Origin of the sequence: Psychrobacter sp. KH172YL61 (assembly GCF_007182895.1) — a bacterium.
Lineage (GTDB): Bacteria > Pseudomonadota > Gammaproteobacteria > Pseudomonadales > Moraxellaceae > Psychrobacter > Psychrobacter pacificensis.
Genome location: NZ_AP019516.1, coordinates 1,691,317 through 1,705,037 on the forward strand (window position 1 = coordinate 1,691,317; position 13,721 = coordinate 1,705,037).

Annotated in this window: 10 protein-coding genes and 1 pseudogene; 3 read left to right on the plus strand and 8 right to left on the minus strand. The window is 45.8% G+C overall.

Features of this window, described 5'->3' with window-relative positions:
• Window positions 1-43: 43 nt before the first annotated feature.
• The 4 genes from PKHYL_RS09040 to PKHYL_RS09055 all read right to left on the minus strand — a co-directional run bounded on the left by PKHYL_RS09040 (window position 44) and on the right by PKHYL_RS09055 (window position 2,772).
• Complete coding sequence (locus tag PKHYL_RS09040; RefSeq protein WP_071001493.1) at window positions 44-247, minus strand: ESPR domain-containing protein; 204 nt, start codon at window positions 245-247, stop codon at window positions 44-46.
• Window positions 248-491: 244 nt separating this feature from the next.
• Window positions 492-1,925, minus strand: coding sequence for a sensor histidine kinase (locus PKHYL_RS09045; protein ID WP_240364968.1), 1,434 nt, complete (start codon window positions 1,923-1,925; stop codon window positions 492-494).
• Window positions 1,926-2,123: 198 nt separating this feature from the next.
• Window positions 2,124-2,486, minus strand: a complete 363-nt coding sequence (locus PKHYL_RS09050; RefSeq protein ID WP_240364969.1) for a response regulator transcription factor — start codon at window positions 2,484-2,486, stop codon at window positions 2,124-2,126.
• 22 nt (window positions 2,487-2,508) lie between these two features.
• Window positions 2,509-2,772, minus strand: a complete 264-nt coding sequence (locus tag PKHYL_RS09055) for a response regulator (RefSeq protein WP_240364970.1) — start codon at window positions 2,770-2,772, stop codon at window positions 2,509-2,511.
• A 275-nt stretch (window positions 2,773-3,047) separates the two neighbouring features.
• Between PKHYL_RS09055 and PKHYL_RS09060 the strand changes: the two genes are divergently transcribed.
• Window positions 3,048-3,563, plus strand: a complete 516-nt coding sequence (locus PKHYL_RS09060) for a Spy/CpxP family protein refolding chaperone (RefSeq protein ID WP_240364971.1) — start codon at window positions 3,048-3,050, stop codon at window positions 3,561-3,563.
• 111 nt (window positions 3,564-3,674) lie between these two features.
• Here PKHYL_RS09060 and PKHYL_RS09065 read toward each other — a convergent pair whose 3' ends face one another.
• The 4 genes from PKHYL_RS09065 to PKHYL_RS09080 form a co-directional block, all read right to left on the minus strand.
• On the minus strand, window positions 3,675-5,258 hold the full coding sequence (locus tag PKHYL_RS09065) for a hypothetical protein (RefSeq protein WP_240364972.1): 1,584 nt from the start codon (window positions 5,256-5,258) through the stop codon (window positions 3,675-3,677).
• Window positions 5,259-5,313: 55 nt separating this feature from the next.
• Window positions 5,314-5,493 (minus strand): hypothetical protein, encoded by a 180-nt coding sequence (locus PKHYL_RS09070; protein ID WP_240364973.1) that lies wholly within the window; start codon window positions 5,491-5,493, stop codon window positions 5,314-5,316.
• Window positions 5,412-7,430 (minus strand): hypothetical protein, encoded by a 2,019-nt coding sequence (locus PKHYL_RS09075; RefSeq protein WP_240364974.1) that lies wholly within the window; start codon window positions 7,428-7,430, stop codon window positions 5,412-5,414. Before PKHYL_RS09075 ends, PKHYL_RS09070 begins: the two co-directional genes overlap by 82 nt.
• Window positions 7,431-7,848: 418 nt before the next feature.
• Window positions 7,849-8,022, minus strand: coding sequence for a hypothetical protein (locus tag PKHYL_RS09080; RefSeq protein WP_240364975.1), 174 nt, complete (start codon window positions 8,020-8,022; stop codon window positions 7,849-7,851).
• 60 nt (window positions 8,023-8,082) lie between these two features.
• On the opposite strand from PKHYL_RS09080, the gene ggt reads away from it, so the two are divergent.
• Both ggt and dnaE read left to right on the plus strand, forming a co-directional pair.
• A complete protein-coding gene (gene ggt / locus PKHYL_RS09085) occupies window positions 8,083-9,678 on the plus strand; it encodes a gamma-glutamyltransferase (RefSeq protein ID WP_240364976.1) in 1,596 nt (531 codons plus the stop codon).
• A gap of 296 nt (window positions 9,679-9,974) precedes the next feature.
• Window positions 9,975-13,690 (plus strand): annotated as a pseudogene (dnaE, locus tag PKHYL_RS09090) (DNA polymerase III subunit alpha).
• Window positions 13,691-13,721 lie beyond the last annotated feature (31 nt).

The window sequence follows — 13,721 nt, forward strand, 5'->3', positions numbered from 1 at the left end:
GCATCTTTACTCGTAGAGTTGATTGCCCCATTAGCGACATTGATTATTTTGTTATTGCCTTCATTAGCCCAAGTGCTATGGCACTTAAGCGTAATGTCTTGATAGCAGATACATTGGATGTGGTATTGATAGTAGCGTTAGCGCTAACACTAGATTTGGAAGATTTGCCACGCCCTTTTGCGTATTCACCGACTGCGGTAAAGCAATTCAATGCTTCATTCCAGATGACTTTATAGATGCGGTTCATGATGTATACTCCCTTACAGATTTGTCAGATTTAAAAAATCAGAAATAAAATCTATGGTGCAAGAGAATCGATATGACCAAATAAAACGAGTTATGAATTAGGGATCATGCAGCCTTTTGAAGTGTTACTGGTTTCAGTTTTTGAGAAATAAGACATTTTCTTTTGGATAGAATATGAAACATCAATCCATGAAAAGCATCTACTGATACGTTGAGCTTTTTCCTCTTCCTCATGATAAATTTTACTATTTAATCGGTAATACTATCTGCACCACCAATCCTAGTACACCATCTCGTCGATTATGGGCGTTGATATACCCCTTATGCGCCATCACGACAGCATGAACAATAGCCAGCCCCAACCCATAACCGCCAGTATCACGATGACGAGCCGTGTCGAGACGGACAAAGGGTTGAAAGATACGTTCTAAGTCATTGTCAGCGACGCCGCCGCCCTCGTCCGTGATACTGATTTGAATCGCAGGCATCTTATTATCTATCTGCACCGCTTTCATCTCAGCGATGACTGTTGAGCCCGCTGCCGTATGCATAAAAGCGTTGCGAACGACATTTTCAAGTGCACTATGCAGCTGCTCTTGATTGCCTTGTACTGTCCAAGCGCTTTTTAAGTCATTGGCAAATGAATATTCAGGTGGTTGCCACTGCCATCTCACCTCTTTATGCTGAAACTCAAAACACACATCCTGCCCGATGTCACTGATAATCTCGGACAAATCGACTGCTTCGCTCTCCAAATTATCAATCGTGTATTGCTGCATTTGTAGGGATTGAATATGGATAATTTGCTCAATTAACTCATTCATCCGCGCAGACTCTTTGTCAATACGGTCTAAATAACGATGGGCGTTGGGTGCAAAATCACGAGTCAGCTCAGTTGCAACATCGAGACGCGCGAGCGGTGAGCGCAGCTCATGCGAGATATCACTGAGCATCTGCTTACGCGCCAGCTCACTATCAGCCAGTCTCGTTGACAAATGAGCCACATCTTTGGCCAGTAATCCCAGCTCATCATCACCCATTTTTGATAGCGCTGGATTGGCTTGATAGTCCCCATCAATCATACGGTGCACGGTACTCTGCACACGTCCAATACGCTGAGTCAACGTACGGCTCAGCCAGACACAAACCAATACACTAAAAGCAATAATCAATAATAAACGTATGGGAAAATTGCCATGCTGTAGCTCTACCACATCTGCAAAACGTAAATGCGGGCGCAACTGTATGATGACTGATTGTCCATCAGGCAGTTCAACCGAGATGTCTGCCAGCTCAGGACGCGCATCAATATCCGCTATCGCAGCACTGCTCGACATTATTGGTTTTAGGATCTCGTGCAAAACAGAAGGCTGTTTTATGAGCATCTCATCATTCAGATTGCTTGGTTTATTATCGTAAGCTCTAGGCGGTGGCGGCAGTGGTTGCTGCATGGCACGTTCCATCGACTGCTGGCCGCTTTGCCCACGTCCTTGCGTGCGCTCGTCTCTATCTCGATAACGCGGAAATATAATAGCGCCTTGCTCATCGTAGACTCTGATTTGACTCATGAGGCGTCGATCTTGACGATACATCTGCCTGACAGCTATCAAATCACCCACTCGCAGCGCATCGACCATCTCTTGACGCTGAATTAATAGACTCTCAATTTGTACGTCCATACGAGCCGTTAGCTCTTTTCAGCCAGCCAGCGCTCCACCATAATGGATAACAGTGAGGTAATTAGTATCGTCAGTAATAGACTCAGGAATAAACGCCAAAACAGCGTGATTCGCACTTTGAATTTCGGTGATTTGACGGGATTACTGGAAGTTTTTATCATTAGAGCACCAGTTGATAGCCTTTACCGCGCACTGCTTTTATTGGTTCGTCATGAAAAGGCTGAAGTTTTTGCGCAGGCGAGACACATGCACATCAAGGCTACGATCAAAAGGCTGCAACTCACGCTGCAAGACATTCTCTGACAGCCATGCTTTGCTAACCACATCTCCTTTTTGCTTGAGCAGCGCCACGAGTAAGTCAAACTCTGTTCCCGTCACTTGTAGCGCCACACCATCTATTTCACAAACACGCTGATTTTGATCAAGATGCAAGCGACTCTCTGGTAGCGGCGTATGCTCAGACGTGGTCGTGTTGGTACGCTTAATCACAGCATTGATACGCGCTAGTAGCTCGCGGGGGTTACAGGGCTTGGTGATATAATCGTCAGCGCCCAGCTCCAAACCAATAATACGATCAATCTCCTCACCCCTTTGCCGTCAGCATAATCACGGGCATATCACTGATATTTGGCAGTTGCCGCAGCACACTTAGCCCATCTATTTTTGGCATCATGATATCGAGGACGAGCAAATCATAAGCGGAATCATCATGCGCCACCGCTTTTAATCGTTGTATAACTGCCGCCCCATCATGGACACAGTCGCAATGAATACCATGGTTGTGCAAATACTCTTGTAGTAACTGAGTCAATTCTTCATCATCATCGCCTATCAATATATTTGGCACACTCACCTCCTTTCCATGATTTTAATTGGCTTTTATTCATTTACTTGCCCATATTATCAGGCAAGCGCGTGTCAATTCGCTATAAACGTTACCTTTCTTAATACTTCATAAATGTTCGTAACCTTTAACTGCCGTAAGATAGCTTCTATCAACCGCAAGACCTGCACTTTTAAGACGACCAATCACAACGATTAATAGCGCTTAGAATGCGATGCTTGCAAGATAAGACTTTAGTGTTTACTTAACCAAACTCACTGTAGTTAAAGGATGTCATCATGAAAAAATTATTATTGGGCTCAATATTAGCAGCTTCTAGCGTATTTACTGTGACAGCATGTTCTAGTGTCAATGCAGCCTCTGACACCGCGCCAATGAATCAAGTGCAAAAGAACCATAAAGACGGCGCCATGAGAGGCCCAATGTCAAAACTGAATCTAACAGCGACGCAGCAAGCGCAAATCAAAGCCATCATGCAAGAAAAACATGGCGACCGCGTAGCTGACCGTGAAAAACATCAGGCAGAACGCGCACAAATGGAACAACAAATACAAGCACTGACCAATGCAAGTACGTTGAACAACGCGGCGGTAAATCGTTTGGCCGATCAGCAAGCGGCAAAAGCAAAACAACGCTTTATTGAGCGCGTCCAAACGCAGCATGCCATCTCTCAGGTGTTGACCGCTGAGCAGCGTGCAAAAATGGAACAGCTCAAATCAGAAAGACAAGAAGAAGGTCGTAAGCACTTAAAAGATCGTAAAGGCCATGACAAGCCACATCATCAAGGCATGTAAAAAGTCTGTCACAACATAAGTGATGGCCATATTAAAAAAAAGCGCACCGTTTATACGATGCGCTTTTTTACGACAGTATCCTACTTAACACTCAATGATGCTATCTTCCAGTTAGTCTGTCGCCCCAAAACGTTCTTTCGCCATTGGCATCATGTTAAATATCATTTTACCCACTGCTGTGCCATTACCGTCACGATAATATTCCAGCAACTCTGACGCATAGTCTCGCAGATCAATACTGTTGCTCGCATTTGGTGTCTGAACCTCACGTGGTAGATTTGGGAATGCCTTGTCTTTGCTATTAATAACAGAATACTGCTGCAAGACATCTATTGTCATACTTTTATCTGGCGCAGTTTTGCCAGTGTTATCTAATTGGCGGTGCAGATGCTGCCATTTGAGCTGACCACTTTTGTCAAATCCATATAGCTCTTCTACTGTGGCGTTTGCAGCGACTTTAGATTCCGTCTTATCTTCATCATTTATTTGAGCATTTATCATAGCCAGTATTGTTTGCACCATCGCTTTACTAGTGAGTTCCTTTGAGCTTTGAATCGTCTCAAAGGCTGTCATAGGCTCGGCTTCTTTTACCAGCTCCGGATATTTTTGGCTAATGCGCTTGTAGAAGATTTGCAGATAATTTTGATAGTCCTCTTGATAACTCTCAAAGCTTTGTACTCGGCGAATGATTTGGGCACTTGAGAGCATTGCTGATAGCTGATGCGCCGGCAACTTGGACGAGAGCGCGGCAAGCGTATTGGGCGCGACATAATCGAACTGGCTAACAGGGGCTCCATCATACGTCAGATCTAACGCGGCAAAGTGGGCTTTGATTACCTCACGGCCGAACCCTTTGGGCAATGTTCCATCATCAATGGCTATTTTTAACCATTTGTTTCGCCATTTTGTACCGAGCTTATCGTCTAATAGCTCAGAATTGAACATCGCAACATTATCTGCCCATAAATAGATATCACCATTTTTCATGTCGATGTAGACAGGCTGATTGATACTGCTATGATGATTGCGCGCTTGATACTGGGCGCTGGCGAGCATCGTCGCCTTGCCCGCCATGGGCTGATAGATGCCTTGAGCATTGATAGATAACGGTTTTAGCAAGTACTCATCTAGCAGTTGCGCTTTTTTTATATCTAGCGGCTTTGGTTTGTCTTCATAATTATCAAACAGCGCTTGATAACCTGCTGGCACTGTCACATCGCTATCGTACTGGTGCTCCTCCCACGCATAATAAGCATCGACGCACTCAAAATAAGACTGTTTAAGAGCATCGCGCTTGTCATCATAATCTGCAGCTAAAATATCTTTGTTTTGTTTTTCTGCCTGCATGATCAATGCCGCATAGGCTTGGTCATGTGTCTCTTCGCAGTGCGCATCCACATAATCTGATGCCACGACTTGTGTGCCAGATGCTGCCGTACGTTGCTGGCGGTTACTGATCTCGATATTACTATGGTATCTGAACGATTGCCGGCGCTGTTTTTGTAATGCAGTCGCTAATGTCTTTTTAGCGGTGCTAGGTGATTGCTTAACTGTCAATGCATTTGACTGGTTCAAATTGGCAGATTGACAACCCGTTAAGAGTAATGCTCCTGACAGCAATGTACTGGTCAATAATAAGTGATTTTTCATCATAGATGACAGACGTAGTGTAAGCGTTTGATGTGCTTTTTTCATTTTTTATCCTTAATAGACATATGCGTAAATGCGATAAGCTAATGCGACGTCGTCTCTATTTTTCATTATCATCTTTAGCATCGCCAATACGGCTCTCATCAATTGATTCTGCATCATAACGATTGTCATATTCGTCACTACTATAATCAGTCTCTAAGCGGCCATCCTCATAATCGTAACGCGCATAGCGTGCCGTTTGTAGTCTGTCTTTTTCTGGCGCTGTGCTGCTATCCATGCATTGCCATCGATAGGCGCTACCGCATTTGAGCCAAATGACTCTGCCAATAGTGGCGTTAGGGCATGGTGGTCAAAGCTGGCTTTATCATAGCGGACTTGATTGAGCATGGTCGTCGTAGAGCCAAGTAAATCACCACCGATATTGACGCGCTGCTGCTTGGCAAGCAGGCGATCTGAGTTATCTAAATAATAGTAATTAATCTGATTAAAAGAGATAGGGCCAATGGCTTCGATCAGCTGTAGTAGCGAACCCACATCCGCACTTTGGTAGCCTTTGTTGTATAGCTGTGCTTTGGCAAGCGCGGCTTTTAGCATGGCTCCATTAGGATATTTTTCTGGGTTGGCATCCACATACTCTTGCAACGACTTGGTCACATATTTCAGAGTCTTACCAATCATTTCACCACTTTGCTGACTGCCAAAATAAACTTTTACTACTCGAGTCGCGCCAACTTCTTTGGCAAACGCATCACCACTGATGTCTACGGCGCTAAAATGCTCAGGTGCCAATTCTGCCATGCTGCTCTGTATGGCATTTAGCACCGCATCATAAAGCACTGCTGGTGGCAACTGCGCCGTGATACTGTCAGGCAAACCAAAGCTGACCGTATGTGAGGCCATCTGCGACGGCAGCGGGGTGTTCTCAGGATTGACGAGCGCAACGATTGGCATGATTGCCGATGGATCAAGCGTGACACTGCTGTTGTTAAAATCAAAGGCCACTGGTATCTGTATGGATGAGCTAACGGTTGGCGTGGCATAGTCGTAGCTATAGACGCTTTGTAATTGCCGCTGTTTTGGGTTGTACTGACTGACGCTATTGAATGTCAAATGCTGATATTGATAGGCGTTGGATGCAGCGATTTGCTCAGGAGTGCGGCTGAACATCGTCAGTATGTTACCAATCAAGCCAGTAGAAGACATTGATAGCTCCTCGCTATTGGTCAGCTCTGTCTGAGCACGCTGTTTTGCCATTTGCATGGCTTCATATTTTGCAGCCAATGTTTTCGGGTTTAACCCTGACATGCCGGAGAGCATGCCTTCACCACCGCTACTGTATTCATCATAATTATCATAGTCGTCACTACTGTAATCATCTGCTCCATCGTAGGCATACTCGTTATCGCTGTTAGCATCACTGCTCGTCGGCTCATTCTCCCCTGCTTCAGACAATATAGCAGCAATGGCCTTTCTTTCTGCTTCAGCTTCTGCTCTAGACTTATAATAGTCACTAGGATAGTCGGACTCTATCGAATCTTTCGCATCATCATAATCGTAGTTAATACCCTCTACCACACAGACTTCATAAGCGTCATCATCTTCGTTTTCATTGCATTTATTCGACTCTACACCTACCGCTGCTAATTCTGCTCTAGCCTCAGCTTGCGCTTCATCATCGCTACTATCGTACATTCCCTTAGGCTGATAGGCATAGGTCTCTATAATCGTTCTGAGTAAGCTGCTTGAGCCTGCATCAATACTATCGGCATCGATAAATGGTACTGCTTGGTAATTGGCTTGCGCGACGGCCACATGCTCTGTTGCCAAATGCTGGCGAATCGCTGCCAATAAATGCGCCTTGGCTTGGTGCTCAGTGTTGGGATATTTTTCTTGATTAAACAGTTGCGCGTAACGCTCAGCTTGGGCCTCTTGACTAGCCGTAAAAGCGTGACCTTGACGTTGGCTCTGAGCAGGATTTGCAGTGCTAAAATCCATAAGGGTACTGGAGGCTGCCACATCCGTTGAGGCAGTCGGATTTGATTGACAACCTGTAAGCACAAGCGACGCACTACCAACTAGCAAAGCGATAGAGGTTAATTTGCTTGTTTGAGATACATGACCATTATTATTTTTATTGTTGATGATAGGCAAATAATTACTCGCCATCTCAGAGTGGCACTGTCGATTACGGTTATTAACATGGTTTGATGACATAAGTATCTCTTTATAGCCAGTCGTTAACGGATGTACATTAGTAGTGTTATTTATATCACAAGACGTTACAATTTAGTAATATTAAGACTTATTTTTAAAGAAAATCTTCACTGGCTAGTGAGCTTCTCTGCACAATTTACATGACACTAATTATGTATGTATCGATAGAAGACCACTCATACTGCACATCATATAAAAACTCAAATGACAAAATATGATAAACAACTTTCTACTATTTGCTATTTTCGTTACTATTTAAGTGTATTTATTTGATACCCTATTTTTTCTACTTGCCCAAAAAGGACTTTTGCGATGTCACAGCCACTCTCTTATGATAAGCAAAAAAACCCAAGACTCATAACCAATTAAAATCTAGCGCAGCCCTTATTACGAGTGCGCTACTACTGTCTGTCTCTGCTCATGCACTAGAGCCAACCGTTTCAGCCAACAGCCCCACGGTCAATAACACCTCGATTGATACCAATGCCATCAATCTAGCCATTATGAGGGACAACCCAACCGTCGTATCTGAAACCAAACGCATCACACGGGCAAAAACCACTACTCTCACAACCACCTCAAACAATGCCAATAGCGATCAGGCTATCTACTCTGAAGATGCCATTCATCATCCAGTATGGGCAAAAATGGCATGGTCGCCACCCAAGAAGCGCTGGCCTCTGACATCGGTTTACAGATTTTGAAAGACGGTGGTAATGCGGTAGATGCTGGGGTTGCGGTTGGCTTTGCCCTTGCTGTGACCTTGCCACGTGCTGGTAATATCGGTGGTGGCGGTTTTATGATGATTTATGATGCCAAGCAAGACAAAACGGTGGCGCTTGATTACCGTGAAAAAGCACCAAGTAGCGCCTCTCGTGATATGTATCTCGACGATGAGGGCAACGCAGTCAGTGACTTATCTCGCTATCATGGCTTAGCCGTTGGGGTGCCGGGGACAGTAGCAGGGCTACTAAAAGCATTAGAAGAGCATGGCACCATGAACCGCGAGCAAGTCATGGCACCAGCGATCGCATTGGCAGAAGATGGCATAGAAGTCACCGCTGGTTTATCCGAATCGCTTACTGCTTTGAGTGATCGCTTGCAAAAATGGCCGAGCACCAAAAAGGTATTTTTCAAGCCTGATGGCAGCGCTTATCAACCGGGTGAGCGATTAAAGCAGCCTGAGCTTGCCCGCTCGCTAAAGCGAATCGCGGTACAAGGCGCAGACGGATTTTATAAAGGGAAAACCGCGCGTGACATCGTAAAAGCCGTCAATGAAGCAGGCGGTAGCATGAGCTTGCAGGATTTAGCCGATTACGAAGCCATCGCCCGCGTGCCTGTCAAAGGCGATTACCGTGGTTATGAGATTGTCTCTATGCCACCGCCCTCCTCTGGTGGTATTCACATTATCGAAATATTAAATATCTTAGAAGGCTATCCACTGGGGGACTATGGTCAAAACAGCGCACAGACCATTCATTTGATGGCGGAAGCGATGCAACTGGCTTATGCAGATCGTGCTGAGTACCTAGGGGATTCTGACTTTATCGACGTACCTGCTAGCGGCCTAACGTCACAAGCCTATGCGGATAACCTGCGTACACTGATTGACCCCAATAAAGCCACGCCAGCCGCGACCATCAAAGCCAACAACCCGCTCCCTTATGAGAGCGATCAAACCACGCATTTCTCTATTGTTGATAAAGACGGCAATGCCATCGCCAACACCTATACGTTGAACTTCTCTTATGGCACTGGTCTCGTGGCTGACGGCACAGGTATTTTGTTAAATAACGAAATGGATGATTTTTCTGCCAAGCCGGGCGTACCAAATGGCTATGGATTGATTGGTGGTGACGCCAATGCTGTTGAAGCCAATAAGCGTCCGCTCTCCTCGATGAGTCCAACGCTGGTATTTAAAGACAACAAACCGTATATCGTTACGGGCAGCCCAGGGGGCAGTCGTATCATCACGACTGTCACCCAGATTATCTCTAACGTCATCGACCATGATATGAATATCGCTGAGGCAACTCACGCACCGCGTATTCATGATCAGTGGCTCCCTGATGAGATTCGGATTGAAAAAGCGCTCAATGTCGATACGGTCAAAAAGCTTGAATCTATGGGGCACACGGTCAGTCCAAAGTCCGCCATGGGCTCCACGCAGTCGATTATGCTCACACCAAACGGCCTGTATGGATCTTCTGATCCCCGTATTGTGGATGCAGCGGTGGTTGGGTACTAAGTTAAATTGTCATTACTTATCAATTATATAGCCCTCCGCACTTTACCGTGTTGAGGGTTTTTTATATCATTTCTTACGTAATTAAATTGACATGATAATTCACATCCCTCAGATTAAACCCTTGCAATCAGTGGCTGCATGCCGCAAATAATGCTATTATTAACGACCCCATTTAAAGCGTATCAACATGGCTACCGAGGTCTTAACCACCTCTCGATAACACTACAAATGATTGATAATCATCCTGTATTTTATCGCTAGCTTATTTCTTTTGATCGTACTAGTAAGAGTCTTCTATGGCATTTGTACACCTTGGTATCCACAGCGAATATTCCATCACCGATTCTATCGTGCGCATCAAGCCACTCGTGAAAGCGGCGGCAGCTGACAATCAGCGGGCGCTGGCTTTGACTGATTTGTCCAATTTATATGCCACGGTGAAGTTTTATCGTGCTTGCCTAGGCGCGGGTATCAAGCCCATTATCGGCAGCGAAGTCATCATGGATAATGAAGACACACGCCTCACCCTACTTGCGATGAATAACGAAGGCTATCAAAACATTACCCGTATCGTGTCGCTTGGGTTTACCGAAGGTCGCGCTGACCCTGTCAATCATGGCACACCTGTGATTAAACGCAGTCATATTCTAGAACATGCAGCAGGCGTCATTGTCCTACTCACCGAAAAGTCAGACGTAGGCCAAGCACTGGTTGGCTCTATGCCAGAAAAAGCCGATGAGCTGCTCACCGAGTGGCAAGCGCAATTTGGCGATCGTTTATACTTTGCCATCAAGCGTACCAATCGCTCAGGCGAGGACGCTTTTATTAGAGCAGCCATTCACTCAGGTGCCAAACACAACATCCCCATCATTGCGCATAATGACGTACGTTTTTTGGCGCAAGAGGATTTTGATGCGCATGAAGCCCGCGTGTATCGCAGGCTCGTACGTACTGGCTGACCCTAACCGTCCGCGGAATTATTCTGATGAGCAGTATCTAAAAACCCAAGAGCAAATGGCGCAGCTGTTTGCCGATATTCCGCAGGTGGTTGACAACACCTTACGCTTGGCGACTCGCTGTAATGTGACTTTAACGCTGGGCATTAACGTACTGCCCGACTTCCCTGTCCCTGAAGGCGAGACGATTGAATCGTTTTTTCGGGCAGAGTCAAAGCGCGGTCTGGAAGAGCGCTTAGATAAGCTTTTCCCTGTTGAGGCCCGTACGGACAATTGGAGCGATTTCCGTCAAAGATATGACGAGCGTCTCGCCTATGAGTTGGATATTATCCTATCAATGGGTTTCCCGGGTTACTTCCCTTATCGTCATGGACTTTATCCGCTGGGCGAAAGCCAATGGCGTGCCAGTAGGCCCTGGACGTGGTTCTGGTGCAGGTTCATTGGTCGCCTACGCGCTCAATATTACCGACCTTGATCCGATTCATTACGATCTACTATTCGAGCGCTTCTTAAACCCTGAGCGGGTATCGATGCCCGATTTCGATATCGACTTTTGTATCGAAGGGCGCGATCGCGTGATTGACTATGTGGCGCAAACCTATGGTCGTGATGCCGTTTCACAGATCATCACTTTTGGTACCATGGCGGCAAAAGCGGTGGTGCGCGATGTGGCACGCGTCCAAAGTAAATCGTACTTCTTGGCCAATAAAATATCCAAGCTCATTCCCAAAACACCCGGTATCACCCTCAGCCAAGCGCTAGAGCAAGAACCACAGCTCAAAGACTTGATCTCTAACCCTGACAACATGGATTATGAAGATGCCATTGAGATTTGGGAGATGGCAGTCAAGCTCGAAGGTGTCTGCCGAAACGTCGGTAAACATGCTGGTGGTGTATTGATTGCGCCGCACAAAATCACAGACTTTAGCGCCATTTATTGTGACGATGAGGGTCACCGTGTCAGCCAGTTTGATAAAGACGATGTCGAAGCCGTAGGACTAGTGAAGTTTGACTTTTTGGGTCTACGTAACTTAACGGTCATCAACGCAGCGGTTGAGAACATCAACTTGCGCCGTGCCAAAGAAAATGTACCCGCATTGGTATTGGAAGATTTGCCGTTAGATGATGTCAAAGCCTATAAGCTGCTACAAGATGCCAAAACCACCGCCGTCTTTCAGCTAGAAAGTATGGGCATGAAAAAGTATCTGGCCAAACTGCAGCCGACCAATATCGAGGACGTCATCGCCATGTGTGCGCTCTATCGTCCCGGCCCGCTTGATGCCGGCATGGTAGAGATGTATATCGACCGTAAGCACGGTCGTGAAGAGGTCATTTATGACCATCCCAATCTTGAGCCGATTTTAGAGAATACCAATGGCGTTATCGTCTATCAAGAACAGGTGATGCAAATCTCACAGGTGATGGCAGGTTATAGTTTGGGCGGTGCTGATATGCTGCGCCGCGCCATGGGTAAGAAAAAACCTGAAGAGATGGCAAAGCAGCGCGATATCTTTGTCACTGGTGCAACTTCACAAGGCATCGATGAAGTCACGTCAGGCGGTGTGTTTGATTTGATGGAAAAGTTTGCAGGTTATGGTTTTAACCGCTCGCATTCTGCGGCTTATGGGGTACTTGCCTATCAGACGGCTTATCTCAAGCAGTACTATCCTGCTGAATTTATGGCGGCAGTATTAACCTCCGATATGAACAACACCGACAATGTGGTGTTCTTTATCAATGATTGCCGTGAAAACTTTGATTTGACTGTGGTCAATCCGTCAGTCAATCGCAGCGAGTGGCACTTTGTCGCAGACACTCCAACCAATATCATTTATGGATTGGGCGCGATTAAAGGCGTAGGTGAAGGGGCTGTCGAGTCCATCGTTAATGCTCGTCGAACGGATGGACCATTCAAAGACTTATATGATTTTTGCCGCCGTGTGGACATCAAAAAGTTAATAAGCGTACTCTCGAAGCATTGGTCAGTGCTGGCTGTTTTGATGACTTTGCTGCGACGCTACGACCCGACTTACCAGCCGACGAAGCTTACGAGATTCGCGGTGCCTTGATGAGCCAACTGCCAAGCGCGGTGCAAGCGGCTGAGCAAGATCGTCAAAATAACGAGCTTGGCATGATGGATCTGTTTGGCGAAATGGACGGTGTTGTTGCAGCGCCGCCACTCGTGATGACGCCAGAGCTGATCTGGTGATAAGCACCGCCTAAAGGCGGAAAAGAACACCTTAGGGTTGTACTTAACGGGTCATCCAATTAATGAATATTTAGATGAGTTAAAACATTACACCTCAGGCACGCGCCTCAATAAATTGACAGATACTGGTTATAACGGTAGTTGCTATTTTGCAGGACTCATTATAGACATCGCTAACTTTGGTAATCGTAATGTGATTACTTTAGATGATGGCACCTCAAGATTAGAAGTCAGCTGCTATGCTGAGCGTTTCAACCGTGTCAAAGAGCAATTGAAAATCGATGAAGTCGTCATTATCAAAGGCAGTATTCGTGAGCGTGATGGGCGCTTGTTTGCGCGTCTTGATAGTGCCATGAGCATGGTCGATGCGCGCCTGCGTTGGCTCAAAAAAATCAGTATCAAAGTCCATGGTAGCGATATCGACCTACTCACACGCTTGCAACCATTACTCAAATCTGCACAGGCTGATATCATACCTGAGCCACGCTTGGCTTATAATCAAGAGCAAGATGAGCCAGGCAATAGTGGTAGTAACACTTACGACCCTGCCATGGGCGGCAGTTTGTATGATGAAAATGGCAATGACTTATTGGCTCTAGAGAACGATATGAACCATGACGCATTTAATCAAAATAGCATGCCCCAAAGTTATGCAAACAATGCGCTCAGTAATACAGATACTTCTATCAATGATAACTGCTTGCCACTTGGTTTGAGCGTGTATGACGTTTATGGTATCGCAAACGTGGGACTATCCGAACATTGGCGGGTTTACCCGAACGATGATAACTTGCAACAACTGAAGACGTTAGTTAGTGAAGATAACTTACACTTTCATTACAGCTAAAATGCACAATCCAACCAAAAATTTACTATAG

Bases quoted from the DNA above. Each gene is read 5' to 3' on its own strand.
- PKHYL_RS09040 (WP_071001493.1), bottom strand. From the start codon at position 247: ATGAACCGCATCTATAAAGTCATCTGGAATGAAGCATTGAATTGCTTT.
- PKHYL_RS09045 (WP_240364968.1), bottom strand. From the start codon at position 1,925: ATGGACGTACAAATTGAGAGTCTATTAATTCAGCGTCAAGAGATGGTC.
- PKHYL_RS09060 (WP_240364971.1), top strand. From the start codon at position 3,048: ATGAAAAAATTATTATTGGGCTCAATATTAGCAGCTTCTAGCGTATTT.
- PKHYL_RS09065 (WP_240364972.1), bottom strand. From the start codon at position 5,258: ATGAAAAAAGCACATCAAACGCTTACACTACGTCTGTCATCTATGATG.
- PKHYL_RS09070 (WP_240364973.1), bottom strand. From the start codon at position 5,493: ATGGATAGCAGCACAGCGCCAGAAAAAGACAGACTACAAACGGCACGC.
- PKHYL_RS09075 (WP_240364974.1), bottom strand. From the start codon at position 7,430: ATGTCATCAAACCATGTTAATAACCGTAATCGACAGTGCCACTCTGAG.
- ggt (WP_240364976.1), top strand. From the start codon at position 8,083: ATGGTCGCCACCCAAGAAGCGCTGGCCTCTGACATCGGTTTACAGATT.